At 54.5% G+C, this 17,520-nt stretch carries 18 protein-coding genes and 1 other RNA gene; 11 read left to right on the top strand and 8 right to left on the bottom strand.

The genetic code is table 11. The features are described 5' to 3' along the window. Window positions 1-73: 73 nt before the first annotated feature. From cyoB to ACXAF0_RS14820, 4 genes are all read left to right on the top strand, one after another. Window positions 74-2,083, top strand: a complete 2,010-nt coding sequence (gene cyoB / locus ACXAF0_RS14835; protein ID WP_475346627.1) for a cytochrome o ubiquinol oxidase subunit I — start codon at window positions 74-76, stop codon at window positions 2,081-2,083. Between the two features lie 10 nt (window positions 2,084-2,093). Beyond that, entirely contained in the window at window positions 2,094-2,714 is a 621-nt protein-coding gene (cyoC, locus tag ACXAF0_RS14830; RefSeq protein ID WP_475346626.1) for a cytochrome o ubiquinol oxidase subunit III, read from the top strand. Further along, window positions 2,711-3,091 carry a cytochrome o ubiquinol oxidase subunit IV gene (locus tag ACXAF0_RS14825; RefSeq protein WP_033069359.1) on the top strand — a complete coding sequence of 127 codons (381 nt, stop codon included), beginning with the start codon at window positions 2,711-2,713 and terminating at the stop codon, window positions 3,089-3,091. The genes cyoC and ACXAF0_RS14825 overlap by 4 nt, the downstream gene beginning before the upstream one ends. A gap of 95 nt (window positions 3,092-3,186) precedes the next feature. Beyond that, the gene (locus ACXAF0_RS14820; RefSeq protein ID WP_475346625.1) at window positions 3,187-3,951 is read left to right on the top strand and encodes an SURF1 family protein; all 765 of its coding nucleotides are present in this window, start codon (window positions 3,187-3,189) and stop codon (window positions 3,949-3,951) included. A gap of 37 nt (window positions 3,952-3,988) precedes the next feature. Here ACXAF0_RS14820 and ACXAF0_RS14815 read toward each other — a convergent pair whose 3' ends face one another. Continuing rightward, complete coding sequence (locus ACXAF0_RS14815; protein ID WP_475346624.1) at window positions 3,989-4,933, bottom strand: lipase family protein; 945 nt, start codon at window positions 4,931-4,933, stop codon at window positions 3,989-3,991. Between the two features lie 67 nt (window positions 4,934-5,000). Next, window positions 5,001-6,266, bottom strand: a complete 1,266-nt coding sequence (locus ACXAF0_RS14810) for a DUF2235 domain-containing protein (protein WP_475346623.1) — start codon at window positions 6,264-6,266, stop codon at window positions 5,001-5,003. Window positions 6,267-6,535: 269 nt separating this feature from the next. On the opposite strand from ACXAF0_RS14810, the gene ACXAF0_RS14805 reads away from it, so the two are divergent. Then, window positions 6,536-7,174: a glutathione S-transferase family protein gene (locus tag ACXAF0_RS14805; RefSeq protein WP_475346622.1), complete on the top strand. Its 639-nt coding sequence runs from the start codon at window positions 6,536-6,538 to the stop codon at window positions 7,172-7,174. A gap of 92 nt (window positions 7,175-7,266) precedes the next feature. On the opposite strand, the gene ACXAF0_RS14800 is transcribed toward ACXAF0_RS14805, so the two are convergent. The 5 genes from ACXAF0_RS14800 to ACXAF0_RS14780 all read right to left on the bottom strand — a co-directional run bounded on the left by ACXAF0_RS14800 (window position 7,267) and on the right by ACXAF0_RS14780 (window position 10,703). Beyond that, complete coding sequence (locus ACXAF0_RS14800; protein WP_475346621.1) at window positions 7,267-7,824, bottom strand: peroxiredoxin-like family protein; 558 nt, start codon at window positions 7,822-7,824, stop codon at window positions 7,267-7,269. 133 nt (window positions 7,825-7,957) lie between these two features. After that, window positions 7,958-8,581 carry a class I SAM-dependent methyltransferase gene (locus ACXAF0_RS14795; RefSeq protein ID WP_475346620.1) on the bottom strand — a complete coding sequence of 208 codons (624 nt, stop codon included), beginning with the start codon at window positions 8,579-8,581 and terminating at the stop codon, window positions 7,958-7,960. 107 nt (window positions 8,582-8,688) lie between these two features. Beyond that, window positions 8,689-9,270 (bottom strand): TetR/AcrR family transcriptional regulator, encoded by a 582-nt coding sequence (locus ACXAF0_RS14790; protein WP_475346619.1) that lies wholly within the window; start codon window positions 9,268-9,270, stop codon window positions 8,689-8,691. 111 nt (window positions 9,271-9,381) lie between these two features. Beyond that, window positions 9,382-9,909: a dihydrofolate reductase gene (locus ACXAF0_RS14785; protein WP_475346618.1), complete on the bottom strand. Its 528-nt coding sequence runs from the start codon at window positions 9,907-9,909 to the stop codon at window positions 9,382-9,384. After that, a complete protein-coding gene (locus ACXAF0_RS14780) occupies window positions 9,909-10,703 on the bottom strand; it encodes a thymidylate synthase (protein ID WP_475346617.1) in 795 nt (264 codons plus the stop codon). Before ACXAF0_RS14780 ends, ACXAF0_RS14785 begins: the two co-directional genes overlap by 1 nt. Window positions 10,704-10,912: 209 nt before the next feature. Between ACXAF0_RS14780 and ACXAF0_RS14775 the strand changes: the two genes are divergently transcribed. The 5 genes from ACXAF0_RS14775 (at window position 10,913) to ACXAF0_RS14755 (ending at window position 15,492) form a co-directional block, all read left to right on the top strand. After that, the gene (locus ACXAF0_RS14775) at window positions 10,913-11,473 is read left to right on the top strand and encodes a putative glycolipid-binding domain-containing protein (RefSeq protein WP_475346616.1); all 561 of its coding nucleotides are present in this window, start codon (window positions 10,913-10,915) and stop codon (window positions 11,471-11,473) included. Between the two features lie 79 nt (window positions 11,474-11,552). After that, window positions 11,553-11,920, top strand: a transfer-messenger RNA (tmRNA) gene (ssrA, locus tag ACXAF0_RS14770). A gap of 139 nt (window positions 11,921-12,059) precedes the next feature. Then, window positions 12,060-12,599: an SspB family protein gene (locus ACXAF0_RS14765; protein ID WP_475346615.1), complete on the top strand. Its 540-nt coding sequence runs from the start codon at window positions 12,060-12,062 to the stop codon at window positions 12,597-12,599. Window positions 12,600-12,778: 179 nt separating this feature from the next. Beyond that, complete coding sequence (locus ACXAF0_RS14760) at window positions 12,779-14,395, top strand: fumarate hydratase (RefSeq protein WP_475346614.1); 1,617 nt, start codon at window positions 12,779-12,781, stop codon at window positions 14,393-14,395. A 176-nt stretch (window positions 14,396-14,571) separates the two neighbouring features. Then, the gene (locus ACXAF0_RS14755) at window positions 14,572-15,492 is read left to right on the top strand and encodes a DMT family transporter (protein ID WP_475346613.1); all 921 of its coding nucleotides are present in this window, start codon (window positions 14,572-14,574) and stop codon (window positions 15,490-15,492) included. A gap of 28 nt (window positions 15,493-15,520) precedes the next feature. On the opposite strand, the gene ACXAF0_RS14750 is transcribed toward ACXAF0_RS14755, so the two are convergent. Continuing rightward, window positions 15,521-16,630, bottom strand: coding sequence for an AbrB family transcriptional regulator (locus tag ACXAF0_RS14750; protein WP_475346612.1), 1,110 nt, complete (start codon window positions 16,628-16,630; stop codon window positions 15,521-15,523). 227 nt (window positions 16,631-16,857) lie between these two features. On the opposite strand from ACXAF0_RS14750, the gene ACXAF0_RS14745 reads away from it, so the two are divergent. After that, window positions 16,858-17,490 carry an alpha/beta family hydrolase gene (locus tag ACXAF0_RS14745; protein WP_475346611.1) on the top strand — a complete coding sequence of 211 codons (633 nt, stop codon included), beginning with the start codon at window positions 16,858-16,860 and terminating at the stop codon, window positions 17,488-17,490. Window positions 17,491-17,520: the final 30 nt, after the last annotated feature.

Here is a 17,520-nt window from a genome sequence, read left to right as displayed (position 1 = left end):
GAATGCCAACCGGCCCTTCGCAGTTCTGGCATCGGTTGCGGTGCCATTCTGCATTTGAAAGAAGAGTAATCCGATGTTCTCCAATCCGGACCTTTTACATTTTATATTTGGCCGGCTGTCCCTCGACTCCTTCCCGTTTCTCCATGATCCGATCATTCTTGTGACGTTTCTTGGTGTGGTCGTGGGTGGCATCGCCGTTGTCGGTGGTCTGACCTACTTCCGTCTGTGGGGATACCTTTGGCGCGAGTGGATCACGTCGATCGATCACAAAAAGATCGGCATCATGTATATCATTCTGGCAATCATCATGCTTCTGCGTGGCTTTGCCGATGCTCTCATGATGCGTGCCCAGCAAGCCATCGCTTTCAATGGTGCCGAAGGTTTCCTTCCGCCGCACCACTATGATCAGATCTTTACCGCCCACGGCGTGATCATGATCTTCTTCGTTGCGATGCCGCTGGTGACCGGTCTGATGAACTTCGTTGTGCCGCTGCAGATCGGCGCGCGCGACGTTGCCTTCCCGTTCCTGAACAATTTCAGCTTCTGGATGACCACCTGTGGTGCCGCGCTGATCATGGCGTCGCTGTTTGTCGGCGAGTTCGCAATGACCGGTTGGCTGGCCTATCCGCCGCTGTCTGACATTGTCTACAGTCCGGGGGTCGGGGTTGATTACTATATATGGGCCTTGCAGATTGCCGGTGTGGGGACGTTGCTTTCGGGTGTGAACCTGATTGTGACCATCGTAAAGATGCGCGCACCGGGCATGTCCATGATGAAAATGCCGGTCTTTACCTGGACCTCGCTTTGCACCAACATTCTGATTGTTGCAGCCTTCCCGGTTCTGACCGCTGTTCTGGTTCTGCTTGGTCTTGACCGCTATGCGGGCACCAACTTCTTCACCAACGATCTTGGCGGTAACGCCATGATGTACATTAACCTGATCTGGATCTGGGGCCACCCGGAGGTGTACATCCTGATCCTGCCGGCGTTTGGTGTGTTCTCCGAAGTGGTATCGACCTTCTGCCGCAAGCGCCTGTTTGGTTACAGCTCGATGGTTTATGCGACGGTGGTTATTACCATCCTGTCCTACATCGTCTGGCTGCACCACTTCTTCACCATGGGCTCGGGTGCAAGTGTGAACGCCTTCTTTGGCATCACCACCATGATCATCTCGATCCCGACGGGGGCGAAGGTCTTCAACTGGTTGTTCACCATGTATAAGGGCCGCATCAAATACGATGTGCCCATGCTCTGGACCATCGGTTTCATGCTGACCTTCGTGATTGGTGGCATGTCGGGCGTGATGCTTGCTGTTCCGCCGGCCGACTTCGTCCTGCATAACAGCCTGTTCCTGATTGCTCACTTCCATAACGTGATTATCGGTGGTGTGGTCTTCGGGATGTTTGCCGGGATCGTCTACTGGTTCCCGAAAGCGTTCGGCTTCAAGCTGGATGAATTCTGGGGCAAGATGTCCTTCTGGCTGTGGACCATTGGTTTCTACTTCGCCTTCATGCCGCTTTATGTTCTTGGCCTGATGGGTGTCACCCGCCGTATGAGCCAGTTTGACGATCCGTCGCTGCAGATCTGGTTCATCATTGCGGCCTTTGGTGCGCTTCTGATTGCCGGTGGTATCGGTTCGTTCATCATGTCGATCGTTGTTGCGGTCATCAAACGCGACAAACTGCGTGATGAAACCGGTGACCCGTGGGGTGGTCGTACGCTGGAATGGTCGACCTCGTCGCCGCCGCCGGCCTACAACTTCGCCTTCACCCCGGTTGTTCATGAACTGGACGCATGGGATGACATGAAGAAACGTGGTTTCGTCCGTCCGACGTCGGGCTTCCTGGATATCCACATGCCGAAAAATACCGGTGCTGGCTTTATCCTGGCTGCGATCTCGCTCGTTCTTGGCTTTGCTCTGGTCTGGCACATCTGGTGGCTTGTTGCGGCAAGCTTCATCGTGCTGATCGTCGGGGCGATTGCCCACACCTTCAACTATGACCGCGATTATCATATCCCGGCATCCGAAGTTGTGGCGACCGAAGAAGAACGTACCGCCCTTCTGGCAAAACAGCAGGCGTAAGGGAATGACAATGGCGAATACAACTGCCTCTCAGACCGAAGCGCCGGTCTTTTACCTGAAAGAAGAGCATCACCCGGAAACGGGTACGATGCTCGGCTTCTGGATCTATCTGATGAGCGATTGCCTCATCTTTGCGATCCTGTTTGCAACCTATGCCGTTCTTGGTCAGAACTATGCAGCGGGTCCTGCACCGGCTGACCTTTTCGACCTTGAACTGGTGGCGATCAACACGTCGATGCTGTTGTTCTCGTCCATCACCTATGGCTTTGCCATGCTGGCGATGGAAAAGGGTAATGTTGCAGGAACCCAGCTTTGGCTGGCGATTACCGGCCTGTTCGGTATCGCCTTCGTGGGTTTGGAGCTTTATGAGTTCCATCACCTCTGGCACCTGGGTGCGACGCCGATGCGCAGTGGTTTCCTCTCCGCGTTCTACACGCTGGTTGCGACCCACGGTCTGCACGTGACCTTTGGCATCATCTGGCTTGTTACCCTGATGGTTCAGGTCGCCCAGCGCGGCCTGATCGTCGAGAACAAGCGTCGTCTGATGTGCCTGTCGATGTTCTGGCACTTCCTTGACGTGATCTGGATCGGTGTCTTCTCCGTTGTTTATCTGCTGGGAGTTCTGGGATGAGCGCACATTCACACGCACATGATGACCATCATGATGGCGGCGCCTCGCATGGTACCTATAAAAGCTATGTGATCGGTTTCGTCCTGTCGGTCATCCTGACCGCGATCCCGTTCTGGCTTGTCATGGACGGCGTTCTCGACAGCAAGGTGGCAACCGCCCTTTGGGTTATGGGGCTTGGGGTTATTCAGATCATTGTTCACATGGTCTATTTCCTGCACATGAACACCAAATCCGAAGGTGGCTGGAACATGCTGGCGCTGATCTTTACCCTTGTGATCGTGGCGATTGCCATCGCCGGTTCGCTGTGGGTGATGTATCACCTGAACACCAACATGATGCCGCAGATGGATCACGATATGATCCCGAGCTTCGGCTAGGCACTGCTTGATATTTAAAGGGGGCGCGATACCTGTAGGGGGATCGCGCCCTTTTTGTTTAAACACCCGCATACTGCCATTTGAAAGAACCCGGCATGTCCGACGATCATGTTTCCATCTCCGAAACCGATGCCCCGAAAAAGGGCCCCGCGACGACAACAAAGATCGTTGTCGTGCTGCTGGCGGCCATCCTGTTTTCCGGGTTTTGTGCCCTTGGCTACTGGCAGGTCGAACGTCGGGCGTGGAAGCTTGATCTGATCGCGCGGGTTGAGGCGCGCGTTCATGGTGATGCGGTGGCGGCCCCCGCACGCGATGACTGGGAAAATGTCAGCCGTGCGCGCGATGAGTACCGCAAGGTCAGTGTGACGGGCACCTATCGCAACGATCTTGAAAGTCAGGTCTATACCGCCACCGATTACGGGGCAGGTTATTGGGTGCTAACCCCGTTGGTTCGCGATGACGGCACGATCGTCATGATCAATCGTGGTTTCGTCCCGACGGAAAAGCGCGATCCTGACACGCGCCCCGAAGGCTTGGTCGAAGGCGAAGTTACCGTAACTGGCCTGCTTCGCATCAATGAGCCAGTCGGCACCTTCATGCGCGATAACGTGCCAAGCGATGACCGCTGGTATTCGCGCGATGTGCATGCGATGGCCACCAAACGTGGCCTCGATGCGTCAAATGTCGCACCCTATTTCATTGATGGGAACGGCGCGGAAAATCCGGCCAAACTGCCCCTCGGCGGCCTGACCAAAATCCGTTTCCCCAACAACCATCTCAGCTATGCGCTGACATGGTTTGGCATGGCGTTGCTGACACTGGTGGCGGCATGGATTGCCTTAGGGCGAAGCACTAAGTAGTTCAAGCAGCTACAATCTGATCTGGCTTTTGGGGCTTTCAATTGAGGTGCGAATGAATGGATTGCTGATACTGCTCAATTGAGTGGTTTCTTTTAATTTGACCCGATTTGATCATTTTAAACCAACGCAGAAAGTCAAAGTCCAATACGGATGATCGTTTATAATCACGTGTTCCATCTAGATGGAAATTGTTTAGGCTGTCACCAAAACCGAGCCATTTCGGCGGAATTCTAGGTACTATGTCTAGGTTAGATTTAACGTTGAATGTCCTATGGTTCGTAGCGGCAGCGCGTCTATCTCCAAACCTCGGCATACCGAATGTGTAGCAAGATCCCAAAGTGAGACGAGACCCCAAAAAGTCGGAAGGCCTTAACTGATACGGAAACCGAATGGGTCTGAGGTGGCTGTGCAGAATACTTGCTATTGCGCCACCAAGAGAATGGCCTGTTATATAAACCAAGACACGATCATTGCGCTCGTTCTCTTTTAGTTCGTCATTAAGTTCATGTAATTCATCTAGGAGTTGGGGCAAAATTTCCATGGTTGCGAGGTAAAAACCTCTGTGAAATTTTGCAGTAATCGGACCAATCCTCTCTGAAATTTTTAATGCCTGAAGGTTTGTTCTCCAGTCATATAAAGTTTGTGTTCCGCGAATGGAAATAAACAGTACATTTTGTATCTTTATTCCCAAGAGGATGACGAAATTGGTTTCGACAGAAAAATATCTAGGTGAGTCCAATCTGCTTGAAATTTCTTGAGTTGTTTGAATGATTCTGCGGGTATAAAGATCATTATATGATGCACATGGGATCAAATTTGCACGATCAGCTTGCGATAGCTCAAATTCTGGTATGCGATGATAAGGTATTTCTGCAATTGCGGAGCAAATATAAGATTTTTCTAGATCAAATTCATCCTTCTCCCATGCCGTTCTAGAGAAGTGTCTGTAAATGATCCTCGATATCTCACTGATATTTGTCATTTGTTTTTTCTTTCACGTCCAACGTTGTTGAATGACGCCCGTAATGGACGCGACGGTTGATCAGATATCATCGGACTGTATCACCCATCGTCGATTGCTCGGGCCATGGAATGTCCTTGCGCATGGTCGCCCCGCTCCAATTGATGATGCTGGGCGTGTGTTTGCCGGCATAATGCGCCTTGAGCGCCGCATTCAGATTGGACGGCCGATAAAGCACGCGTTCAAGTGATCCCTCAGTCGAGTTGTCATGCAGGACACCTGTGCTGATGTTCCAGCGTTCCAGGGCGCTGACATGGATGGCCTCATTGATCGTCTCTAGCCCCTCGGGAATGATGTTGCGGCAATCATAGTCGGGGCATTTCAGGCGGAGCTTGTCGAAATAGCTTTCCTCTTCGGGGATGATCTGATTGATCAGCCGCTGATAGGGATAGAAGCGCGACAGGACATATGGCGTTCCACGGCTTTCATACCCGCGCCCTTCGACGGACGGGGCCAGTTTGGTTTTAAGACCCGCCTCATCAATCTTGAGCTTGGTGTGTTTCTTGACCCGCTTGATCATCCAATCAAGCGTTATGTCAGATAGCCCGCAATCATCATAAGATCCGCCAACATTGCTATGCACGCCGGGGAACCAGACCTGCTCGACGATCTGGTCTTTAGGCAATTTGCTGCCCTTTTCCTTGACCCACAGGGTGGGCGAAAAGGCACTGCGTTTTTCGTCAATCGCCATGGCATGCAGGGCAACCCGGACATTGGCGCCAAGCTGGACATCATGAAAGTGATATTTGGCCGGGATCAGGCGGCGGCCAAGATCGCCCGGAATGCCAAGCGATCCGACCGTGTCCCAGATGCCGACACATTCAATCGGCACGTCCTGATGGGCTTCGATATCAAGGGTCGAAATCTTGGTACGTTTGGCCTCTGCCGACAGGTCGGAGCTGGCAATTTTTGCGATATTATCCTGAAGCGGATGGCCAAGATAGGGGGGCTTCAAAATGCCGCACAGCCCGATCAGTCCGGCCAGACTGCGTGCGGTAAAGGCACCGCGTGAAAAGCCGAAAATAAAGATCTCGTCGCCGGGTTGGTAGTTGTTGCCCAAAAAGCGATAGCCATCCACGACGTTTTCCAGCAAGCCGTTGCCAAACGCACCGCCGCGTAGCTTGTCGAACCAATTACCGGTACCGACGCCGCGATCATAAAACACGATCTGCGATACATCGCCCGCATTGCTGGGGACGGCGCGGAGAAGCTTGACGACATTGGTGGGTTGCGGCGTGTTGGCCGGTTCCTGCCAGGTGCCGTCGAAAAACACGATCAGTCTGCGCTTGGTCATGTGAAGTCCCCTGTGTGTGATGAGATGCACCGCGATCTTTTTTGGTCGCGTTGGTATTCACTATACAACCCAGGGGCGATTTTATTAAGGGCTATTGAATATATCGTGGTGCTGATGCGTTTGTGTAAGGCGCAGCGGTTGGCTGACATCCTCCTGCCACATAGTTGTCAAGAACCTGTGTGTGGTGCGATTTACTTTATTGGGAAACAAGGGGAAATTGCCGCTGCATAACGCACATAACAACACGCGCAAACGCAGGAGCACTCTAGATGTCATCAGATCGGAAACTGACCTTTTATCACGCGATCCCGTCACGCAGCGGTACCGTCCATTGGATGCTGCAAGAACTGGGTATTCCGTTTGATGTCAAACTTCTCGACATTCGCGGTGGGGAAGGACAAACACCAGAATTCCTTAAGCTTAATCCGCTTGGCAAGGTGCCGACCATCGTGCATGGCGACACGGTCGTGACCGAAGCTGCCGCCATTTGCTGCTATCTGGCGGATCTGTATCCCGAGGCCGGATTGGCCCCGGCATTTGATGATCCGAAACGCGGCGAATATCTGCGTTGGTTGTTCTTTTCGCCGTCCACCATCGAACCGGCCATGATCGACCGGGTGCGCCAGTACAGGGCAGAAGACAGCAGCCAGAATTCCTATCGCGATTGGGAAACGCTGGTGCCCATGTTGGTGGATTTTGTCGGCAAGGCGGACCCGTGGCTGATGGGGGAGAACTTCACGACGGTGGATGTGGTGTTTGGTTCGACCATCCGGTTTGGCTGCATGTTTGGCATTCTGCCAAAATATCCGGAGTTCGAAGCCTATATCGCGCGGATTGATGCACGGCCAGCCTATCAGCGCGCGCAGGAATTGGATGCGCCGCATTTTGCCGCAGCCATGGCGGGCTAACCCGGCAGTTGAAATCGTATGAAGAATAAAAGGGCCGGTTCCTGCGCTTTGGAACCGGCCCTTTGGCATTTTATCGGCTGTAAAAGGCGTGCTTAGGGATTGGTATGATCAATCACTTCGCCGCGTGCCGGATAGTTTTTGGCAATCACGAAATCAAGCGCGCCAAGGATCTGGTCAAAGGCCGGACGGGCAAACGGCATGGTCTGAACCGTGCCGAAATAAAGCGTGCCATCCGGGCGGACCAGAAACAGGCCGGGCTCAGAGAAGATGGCCGGTTCTTCATAGCCGCTTGAGGTCACACCGTTCGAGGTCGAGATATAAAGACCCCACTCACGGGCGTTCTCAAGTGACAGGCCATAGCCAAGATCCACATTCTCAAGGTCCCATTTCGCCTTGGCCTCGGTCGCGCGATCTTCGCCGTCAGACGACACCACCACAACATTGACGCCGCGCTTGGCGAAGTCTTCAAGCTTGGTATCGAGATCCTTAAGGTATTTGCCGCAGATCGGGCAATGCAGGCCGCGATAGAAAACGACCATGGTGAAGTTTTCCGGTTTCTGATCGGCAAGCGACCATGTGCCGCCACCAACAAGCGGCACGGAAAGGGACGGCACCTTCTGGCGCGGCATAAGCGGGGTAATTGCAGACATTTCTTTCCTCATGACTTGGGCTGTGTTTTGTTGAGTATCATTATGGAACGATCATTCCACAAATCAACAACAAAGATCCGGCATCACCGAACTGTGATGGGAAGCATATGTCGGGATGTCGGGAAAGGGGGGGCTAATCCCGTTTGGCGACGATGAAGCGCGATCCGGTGCTTGCCGGATATTCACCGGTTTCAAGCAGTTCAAACCCGGCGGCACGAATCATGTTTTCAAGCCGGTCATAGTTCAGGAAATGCACGCGCGGCGCCTTGCCCAGTTTCTGCAGGATCCAGATCAGCGGTTTCAGATAGCCAAGCTTCTCGCCAAGGCAGGGTGTCTTGGAAATCAACATCCCGCCTGGCTTGATGATCTTATGCAGGGTGGCGATTGCACCTTCGGGCTCATCAAACAGATGCAGGATGTTAAAGCCAAGCACGACGTCAAAGCGATCTGGCGCAGCGGCGATGTCCTCAATCGATTGCTTTGTAAATCTGACGTTCTCGGGGGCATCACCCTTGAGCTTGTCTTGGGCGATTTCGATCATGCGTCCGGATATATCGGTGCCGGTCAGTTGTGCGACATCGGGGGCCAGTTTCAGGGCCGTCGTGCCGGTGCCACAGCCGATTTCAAGAACCTGTTGATCATGGGAAAGATAGGAGCGCGTGCGATCAAGGGTTTGCGCATAAGCGGCTTCGTTGCCAATGCGTTTGCGGGCGTATTTATCGGCAACAGAGTCCCAGAACGTGTCGCTGCGTTTCATGATGTGTCCGGCTTGTGTGCCCGAATTGCGGGCATGGATTGCGTTGCCAGACTATCAACGATCGTAAGGCAATGCGCAACCGGAAACGGTGGTGAAAACGTGGTGGATTAGTCGAGTGCGGCCAGAATGGTGTCGGTGTAATCCTGCAGGGTTTCCTGATCGGCACCCCGGCGCGACATCAGTTGAACCCCCTGGAAAGACCCGGTCAGGAAGCGGGCAAGCGCGCGGACATTCTTGTTTTTCGAAATCGTGCCTTGGTCCATGGCGCGCTTGAGGGCGGCGGCAAAGGTATCCTCGGCCCGGCGGAATGCCTGATGGGCGATGGCGGCGGTTTCCGGATCATGCGGTGCCAGTTCCATACCGGAATTCACCATCAAACAGCCCTTGTGACGGCCTTCGGCACAGCCGGTTTTGGCGGTGTCGCGGAATGTCTTTTCAATTGCCAGGCGGCCGTCGTCAATGTTTCGCAGATCGGCAAATCGTTCAGAACTGATTTTTTGGCTGTAATGATCAAGGACACGCAGGAACAGTGCCTTCTTGTCACCGAAGCTTGCATACATGCTGGCCCGATTCAGGCCGGTCTCATCAACCAGATCCTGGATAGAGGTCGCTTCAAACCCCTTGCTCCAGAAAATGTTCATGGCGTTATCAAGAACGCTTTCTTCGTCAAACGCGCGTGGCCGTGGCATCGGCATATCCTTTGATCGGTTCCAGACTTTGGAACGAATGTTCTATAATTAAGACCAAGATGGGGCGAATGCGCCGGAAAATCAACCGGCAGCTTGCAACGCACTGACAAATCAGGATTTTACGATGCGATCGAGCGTGACAAAGCTGTAATCCGGCCCGTCAGGATTATCGATCTTCTCGCGGGCTGTTTCGCGCCATTGATCGGCGGGCAGGGGATCCAGGAAGGTATCGCCTTCGATCTCGTCATGGACTTCAGTCAGCTCGTAGCGCGTCGTGTAGGGCATGGCGAGATGATAGATCTGCGCGCCCCCACCAATGATCACTTCATTGACGCCATCCCGCAGCGCGATTTCATCGGCTAGTGCAATGGCGTCTTCCATGGTGTGGCAAACCCGGACATTTTCATGGTCATACGACCAGTCGGTGTCACGGGTGACAACAATCGATGTCCGTTTGGGAAGCGGACGGCCAATGGCCTCGAACGTTACACGCCCGATGATCATCGGCTTGCCAAGGGTCAGTGCCTTGAACCGTTTAAGGTCATCGGGCAATTCCCACGGCATCCAGCCATCCTTGCCAATTGCGCCATTGGCGGCGGCGGCAACAACGGCAACGCGTTCAATCTTGGGATCAGTCATCAGACAGCAACCTTGCCAGCAATATGCGGGTGCGGGTCATAGCCGGTCAGTTCGAAATCATCATACTTGAAATCAAAGATCGATTTGACGGCCGGATTGATCTTCATGGTCGGAAGCGGGCGGGTATCGCGCGCAAGCTGTTCTTCGACCTGATCAAGATGATTGGTGTAAAGATGCGCGTCCCCAAGCGTATGAACAAAATCACCAACCTCAAGGTCACAGACCTGCGCGATCATCATGGTCAAAAGCGCATAGGATGCGATGTTGAACGGCACACCCAGGAAGATATCTGCACTGCGCTGGTAAAGCTGACAGGACAGCTTGCCATCGGCGACATAGAACTGGAACAGGCAGTGGCACGGTGGCAGCGCCATGTTGGGCACATCTGCAACGTTCCAGGCAGACACGATCAGGCGGCGGGAATCGGGATTGTTTTTGATCTGGTCAATCAGGCCGGTGATCTGGTCAATGGTTTCGCCATTGGCACCCCGCCATGACCGCCATTGGCCGCCATATACCGGGCCAAGGTCGCCGTTTTCGTCGGCCCATTCGTTCCAGATGCGAACACCATTATCCTGCAGGTATTTGACGTTGGTATCGCCATCAAGGAACCACAGTAATTCATGAATGATCGATTTCAGATGCAGCTTTTTGGTGGTGACCAGCGGGAAGCCCTTGGCGAGGTCAAAACGCATCTGGTGACCAAAGATCGAGACAGTCCCGGTGCCGGTCCGGTCTTCCTTGCGCGTGCCGGTGTCACGCACCAGACGCATCAGATCGAGATATTGCTGCATGCTGTTCCCTGCATTTTTGGAATCGCTTTGGTCGCAGCATAGTCAGGTCGACGGGCACGGGCAAGCGACGCCATCCGATCTTTGTCATGCCCTTAAGAATGCCGCCTCTACTGACACATCCTGTCAGGACAGGTCAGGCAAAATCGCGAATGTTGGGTATAGTCAGCTTTCAGGGATTTGGGTGCATTTGCCACATGGGAGTGTTGGTTTTGCAAAAGACTGTTCAGTGGGTCGATTGGACTGGAAACGGCCTTGAATACTGTTTCTGTCAGTCTGGTCCGGACGGGATAGAGCTTGAAGGAGTCGTGGTCGGGACGCGACTGGGCCACTATGGCGGGTCTTATCTTGTGGTGACGGATGCCGCGTTCGCGACACGCGAAGTTAAGGTAAGCTATGTCGGTGGGGCAGAAATGCATGTGACGTCGGACGGCAAGGGAAACTGGTTTGATTGCATCGCAAAGCGCGGCCTGCCGTCTTTGGCGGGGTGCTTTGATGTTGATATCGGCATCACACCCGCGACAAACATGCTTCCGATCAAGCGATTGAAGTTAAGCGAGGGCGAGGCGCGCGAGATTTCAGCGGCCTATGTGCCCCTGCCAAGCCAGATCGAGGGTGATTTCCTGCCACGCAGCGCACCACAGCGTTACACCTGTTTAATGCCGGATCGTCGATATCGCTATGAAGGGCTGTTTCGCAATTTCTCGGCAGAGCTTGAGATTGATGACATCGGTCTTGTCATCGATTACCCGGACACCTTCCGCCGCGTGTGATTCCCGCCAAGACAGGGCATGACTGCTTGCGGGGATCGCGAAATGTTCCGTCGAAAATCAAAAAAAGATTTCCCGATTCCCCTTGTGAAACGGGGGTCTTTTGACCTATATAGGGGGCGTCGGGGCAACTCGACTACGGCGCTAAACTGCGTGACAGAATAGGCTTTACGGACCCGGGGGCGGTACCCGGCGGCTCCACCAAAATTTATCGGTTGTCCGACTCAGACAATCTTCGTGGGGCCGAAATAGGATCGACGTGAGCAGTAAAAGTCAATGTGGGCGCTCGGCATGGTACCACCGCATCGGGCCAATGTTTGTAAATGCAAACGACAACAATGCTCCGGTTGCTGCTGCCGCCTAAGCGGTACTAGCACCAAAGCGAAATTCCGGTTGCCGGGAGCGGTAATTTGGTGGGGGACGGGGCACCTAGCAACAGAACGCCCCACTCTTGTATTTCTTTCCCGCTTCGTTATGAATAGAGTCATTATCAAACGTGCCAAGATGTAATTGGTGCGCAAAGATGCCATATGACAATGACGGGACGCGCCGGACATCCCCGGTGGTTTCGCCAGATACAGGATTACTGATGCAAGAACCGGAAGAATTCCGCTACGATCTTATGGTCGACCAGGCGCTGCGCGGTGTGGTGAAAGACATCCTCGCGCGCGTTGCCGAAGAGGGCCTTTTCGGAGAGCATCACTATTATATCACCTTCCAGACCAACCATCCCGGTGTGGCCCTGCCTGAAAGTCAGCGCAAGGCGCATCCAGACAACATCACCGTTGTGCTGCAACACCGGTTCTGGGATCTGAAATCCGAAGATGATCACTTCTCGGTGGGGATGAGCTTCGATGGCATGCCGACCACGGTTGTCGTGCCCTATGATGCCATGCTGGCCTTTGTCGATCCGTCTGCCAACTTCATGCTGACATTCAGCGTCGAAGAAGAAATGGACGACGCAGATTTCGACTATGATGAAGATGACGATCTTGATGCCGATCTGATCGAAGACGAAGAGGGCGCACCGACACTGGTCGCCGAACCGTCCAAGGCGCGCAAGAAGCCCAAGCCGGATGCCAATGAAACCGGCGAGGTCATCGCACTTGATGCGTTCCGAAAGAAATAAGTTGTTTAAAGGGCGGGTTTAATCCGCCCTTTTTCTTTGCCCGAACCCGTTGATGTTTCCCGCGTCCGGGGCAAGGCGTATTACGCTAATGTATCGTGGCATTTTGATACAATTGGCGCTAAAACCAGCCACACAAAGAACAAACCCACCTTGTTTTTGAGAGAGACGAGAACCTTCCCATGAGTGATTTTGTCTATAAACCCATGTTTGATCAGGGTAAGGACACGACCCCTTACCGCAAGATCGGGGACGAGGGTGTTTCGACCGTTGACGTCAATGGCGAGACCTATTTGAAAGTCGATCCTGAAGCGATTGAAAAGCTGACCCTTCAGGCTTTCTTTGATTGCTCGCATTTGCTGCGTCCGGGGCATCTCGAACAGCTGCGCAAAATCCTTGATGACGAAGAAGCAACCGCCAACGACAAATTCGTGGCGATGGATCTTTTGAAAAACGCATCCATCGCATCGGGCGGCGTTTTGCCGATGTGTCAGGATACGGGGACTGCGATCATCATGGGCAAGCGTGGTGGCAAGGTCATCACCGACGGTTCCGATGAAGAAGCCCTGTCCAAGGGTGTGTGGCAGGCCTATCAGAAGCACAATCTGCGCTTCTCGCAGGTGTCGCCGAAAAACATGTTCGAGGAAAAGAACACCGGCTCGAACCTTCCGGCACAGATTGATCTTTATGCGACCAAGGGCGATGAATACAAATTCATGTTCATGGCCAAGGGCGGCGGGTCGGCCAACAAGACCTTCCTGTTCCAGCAGACCAAGGCGCTTCTGAACCCGGAAAGCCTGCGCAAGTTTCTCGATGAGAAAATCCGCACACTCGGGACCTCGGCATGCCCGCCCTACCATCTGGCGGTTGTTATTGGTGGTACCTCGGCGGAAGCCTGCCTTAAGACCGTGAAAATGGCCTCAGCCCGTTATTACGATAACCTTCCGACCGAAGGCGGCGACCATGGTCAGGCCTATCGTGATCTTGAATGGGAACAGAAGATCCTTGAGATGACCCGCGAAATGGGCATCGGTGCGCAGTTTGGCGGCAAGTATTTCTGCCACGATGTACGTGTGATCCGTCTGCCGCGTCACGGGGCTAGCTGCCCGGTTGGTCTGGGTGTGTCGTGCTCTGCCGACCGTCAGATTCTGGGCAAGATCAACAAGGACGGTATCTTTATCGAGGATCTCGAACATGATCCGGCGAAATACCTGCCGCATGTCACTGATGAGCATCTTGATGACGAAGTGGTCAAGGTTGACCTCAACCGTCCGATGGATGAAATCCGCAAGCAGTTGTCGCAATATTCGGTCAAGACCCGTCTTTCGCTGACCGGCACCGTGATCGTGGCCCGTGACATCGCGCATGCCAAGATCAAGGAACGCCTGGATGCCGGCGAAGAGATGCCGGAATACCTGAAAAACCATCCGGTTTACTATGCAGGTCCGGCCAAGACCCCAGAAGGTATGCCGTCCGGGTCGTTCGGGCCGACCACGGCTGGTCGTATGGATGCCTATGTCGAACAGTTCCAGGCCGCTGGCGGTTCGTTCGTCATGCTGGCCAAGGGAAACCGGTCCAAGGCGGTCAAGGATGCCTGCCAGAAATATGGCGGTTTCTATCTTGGCTCCATTGGTGGTCCGGCCGCCCGTCTGGCGCAGGATTGCATCAAGAAGGTCGAAGTTCACGAATATCCGGAACTTGGCATGGAAGCCGTCTGGAAGATCGAAGTCGAAGACTTCCCGGCCTTTATCGTCATTGATGACAAGGGCAATGATTTCTTCGCCGAATTCGGCATCTGATCAGAAATCAAAGCCATCAAGACCAAAGCGGCGCAGGGGAAACCTTGCGCCGTTTTTCGTTGCGCATAGTGGGGCGCATAGCAGGCTCTACGTCAAAGGGGTTGCCGTCTTCGTAGATGCGTGATGGAATTCAGGATCAATAGCCCCAAAATCAAACCCTTACTGGATACCCTGTTATGTCTGAAACTTCCGCGCTCTCTGCCACCGGTGCGACGGAAAGCCGACTGGTTGGTGTGACCGCAGCACTTGCGACGGTTTGCATCTGGGCCGGTTGGCTGATTGCCACCCGCTATGCCATGACATCAAGCTTTACCGCTGTTGATATTGGCCTGATGCGTTTTGTTGTGCCTTTTGTCCTGCTTGCCCCGATCTGGATCAGAAAAGGCATCTGGCCCAAGGGGCTTTCATGGGCCAACGGTCTTTTGATGATCGTCGGGTCCGGCGCGTTTTATACCCTGATGGTTGCAAGTGCCCTGCAGTTCGTTCCGGCAAGCCATGTTGGCATTCTTTTGCCAGGTGTCATGGCGGTTTGGGCGGTTCTGATTGCGATCCTTTTGTTTGGGGAACGTCCGGGCAAGGTCCGCATGATCGGTTATGCCGCCGTTGTGATTGGCGTTCTGTCCTTGGTCGCCCTTAAACCAGCTGGCGTGATCAGTGATGACATGCTGATGGGCTATGGCCTTGTGTCAGCTGGTGCGTTTATGTGGGCGTGCTACACCCATGCGATGCGTCAAAGCGGTCTTGGCGCGCTTGAAGCCGCGTCCTTTGTCGGGTTCTGGTCGTTTGTGGCGATGGCGATCATTGCGCTGTTTACCGGCACCACGATTGGTGATGCCCCGATTGGCGAGATCGCGATGTTGCTCACCGCCCAAGGGCTGTTGGCGGGCTGTGTTGCCGTGATCACCTATGGCCTTGCCGTGCGCCATATCGGATCGACCGGTGCATCGGCCTTTGGCGCGATGACCCCGGCCCTGACCGCACTGGGCGGTGTGATCCTGCTTTCGGAGCCGGGCAATCTTGCGCTGGTTCTGGCGGTGGTTCTGGTGATCCTTGGCGTGATGACCGCATCGGGCGTATTTCGCCGCATTCGGGTCTAAGCCCATACATCTTTGTGGCCCCGGTGCTTCAGCCCGTCAGATGGGCTGTGCGCCGGGCGACCATCCGTGCCAAGGGCGGCCCAAAGGCCAGCACCATGAAAAAGCGCGTCGCCTGCAGCACAAGGATGAAGGACAGATCGACATTCGTGCTGGCGGCGATAATGGCAACCGAATCAAGTCCGCCCGGACTGGTCGCGAGATAGGCTGTCAGCGGATCAACATCCATAAACACCACCAGAAGCGCTGAAATCCCCGCACAGAACCCGATCAGAACAAAGATCGAGAGCAGGATTTTGGGAAGCGCGTGTGCCGCATGGCGCAGAACTGCCGGGGTGAATTTCAAACCGATGACCCATCCGATCATGGCGTAGGTCAGCCCCAGAAACCATTCCGGCAGCACGACATCCAAGACCCCGCTGACATGCAGGATCATGGTGACAATGATCGGCACCAGAAGCGGTCCGGATGGCAGGCGCGATATCTGCCCGACATAACAACACACTGCCACCAGCCCGAGCGTGACGGCAAATCCACCGGCGTCAAAGGCCGGGAACCAGTCATGCGGTCCCATGGCGGCAAGCATTTCCGGATCGACCCAGAAATTGGCGACACTCGATGCCACACCGACCACGATCACCACGCGGACATATTGCATGAAGGCCACCAGTCTGGCGTCTGCGCCAAAGGCATCGGCCATGATCACCATGGCGGACGCCGCCCCCGGTGTTGATCCCCAGATGCCTGCCGTGCCCGGCAGCACCTGTTTGACACACAGGACCCAGCCCAGAAAGCTGCTGGCAAGCAGGGTGACGCCGGTAATGCCAAGGATCATCGGCCAGTCGGTGGCAAAGGATGTCAGGATGCCGACCGTCATCGATCCGCCAATCATCACGCCCAATACGGCCTGCGCACCAAGATAAAGCGGTTTCGGGGCGGCAATGGTCGCGCCATTCGTTCCCATCAGGATGCCAATGATCATCGGCCCGACCAGAAGGGATGCCGGAACCTGCCAATGATGAAGCAGGACGGAAAACACCACGGAGACTGAGATCAGCAACAGCCACTGAACCGGTTTGGGAAGACAGCCAAGTCGTTCTTTGGGCGGATTTGTCGGTAACGGATCTTGTTCTGAGGACACGATTGGGGCCTTTGTCGTGGATGTCAGGCATCTGATCGCGGGTGGCGCGATTGGATGTTGGTTTGGCGCTGTGGGGCGCGCCGTGGTGGGGAGGGCAGTATAGCTATGTCAGGCCTTGGATGCGAGTATTTGAGTGGTTCCAACTCATTATGGGCATATCTGACTTGGAGTGTGTTGATGGGTTCTGTATGACGGATGGAAACATCCGGCAGTCAAAAGGCCCCGTTGTGAGCACCGATCCAATCCATTTTCAGTTCGATGGCGATGAAAAGGCCGGTTACACCATCGTTCTGGCCCATGGGGCCGGGGCGGCGATGGACAGCCCATTCATGAACGAAATGACCAGCGAACTGGTACAGGCGGGCCTGCGGGTGGCGCGGTTTGAGTTCCCCTATATGGCCAAACGCCGGATCGATGGCAAAAAGCGTGGTCCGGACCGTGCATCGGTATTGATCGAATTTTATGGTGACGTGGTTCGCCAACTTGGTGGGCCGGAAAAGCTGATCATCGGCGGGAAATCCATGGGCGGGCGGATCGCCAGCATGGTTGCGGATGATCTTGGTGTCGCCGGGCTTGTATGCCTTGGCTATCCGTTCCATCCGCCCGGCAAGCCCGAGAACCTTCGGACAGATCATCTCAAGACCCTTAAAACGCCAAGCCTGATTTGCCATGGCACGCGCGACCCGTTTGGTAAACCTGACGAGATTGCAGGTTACGACCTTTCGGATCGTATCACGCTGCATTGGGTCGAAGACGGCGAGCATGATTTCAAGCCACGCAAAAGCTCCGGTCGGACCCAAAGCCAGAACATCGCGGATGCCGCGGCGGCGATATCCCTGTTTGCAAAGACGCTTGGATAAAGAAACGGCCTGCCATTGGGGCAGGCCGCT

Source organism: Thalassospira sp. ABD4_177, from assembly GCF_056160125.1.
Note: the sequence above shows the minus strand (reverse complement) of the source record. Positions and strands in the feature narration are given on the sequence as shown.

Bases quoted from the DNA above. Each gene is read 5' to 3' on its own strand.
- ACXAF0_RS14825 (WP_033069359.1), top strand. From the start codon at position 2,711: ATGAGCGCACATTCACACGCACATGATGACCATCATGATGGCGGCGCC.
- ACXAF0_RS14815 (WP_475346624.1), bottom strand. From the start codon at position 4,933: ATGACAAATATCAGTGAGATATCGAGGATCATTTACAGACACTTCTCT.
- ACXAF0_RS14785 (WP_475346618.1), bottom strand. From the start codon at position 9,909: ATGACTGATCCCAAGATTGAACGCGTTGCCGTTGTTGCCGCCGCCGCC.
- ACXAF0_RS14820 (WP_475346625.1), top strand. From the start codon at position 3,187: ATGTCCGACGATCATGTTTCCATCTCCGAAACCGATGCCCCGAAAAAG.
- ACXAF0_RS14765 (WP_475346615.1), top strand. From the start codon at position 12,060: ATGCAAGAACCGGAAGAATTCCGCTACGATCTTATGGTCGACCAGGCG.
- cyoB (WP_475346627.1), top strand. From the start codon at position 74: ATGTTCTCCAATCCGGACCTTTTACATTTTATATTTGGCCGGCTGTCC.
- ACXAF0_RS14780 (WP_475346617.1), bottom strand. From the start codon at position 10,703: ATGCAGCAATATCTCGATCTGATGCGTCTGGTGCGTGACACCGGCACG.
- ACXAF0_RS14810 (WP_475346623.1), bottom strand. From the start codon at position 6,266: ATGACCAAGCGCAGACTGATCGTGTTTTTCGACGGCACCTGGCAGGAA.
- ACXAF0_RS14795 (WP_475346620.1), bottom strand. From the start codon at position 8,581: ATGAAACGCAGCGACACGTTCTGGGACTCTGTTGCCGATAAATACGCC.
- ACXAF0_RS14800 (WP_475346621.1), bottom strand. From the start codon at position 7,824: ATGTCTGCAATTACCCCGCTTATGCCGCGCCAGAAGGTGCCGTCCCTT.
- ACXAF0_RS14755 (WP_475346613.1), top strand. From the start codon at position 14,572: ATGTCTGAAACTTCCGCGCTCTCTGCCACCGGTGCGACGGAAAGCCGA.
- ACXAF0_RS14790 (WP_475346619.1), bottom strand. From the start codon at position 9,270: ATGCCACGGCCACGCGCGTTTGACGAAGAAAGCGTTCTTGATAACGCC.
- ACXAF0_RS14760 (WP_475346614.1), top strand. From the start codon at position 12,779: ATGAGTGATTTTGTCTATAAACCCATGTTTGATCAGGGTAAGGACACG.
- cyoC (WP_475346626.1), top strand. From the start codon at position 2,094: ATGGCGAATACAACTGCCTCTCAGACCGAAGCGCCGGTCTTTTACCTG.
- ACXAF0_RS14805 (WP_475346622.1), top strand. From the start codon at position 6,536: ATGTCATCAGATCGGAAACTGACCTTTTATCACGCGATCCCGTCACGC.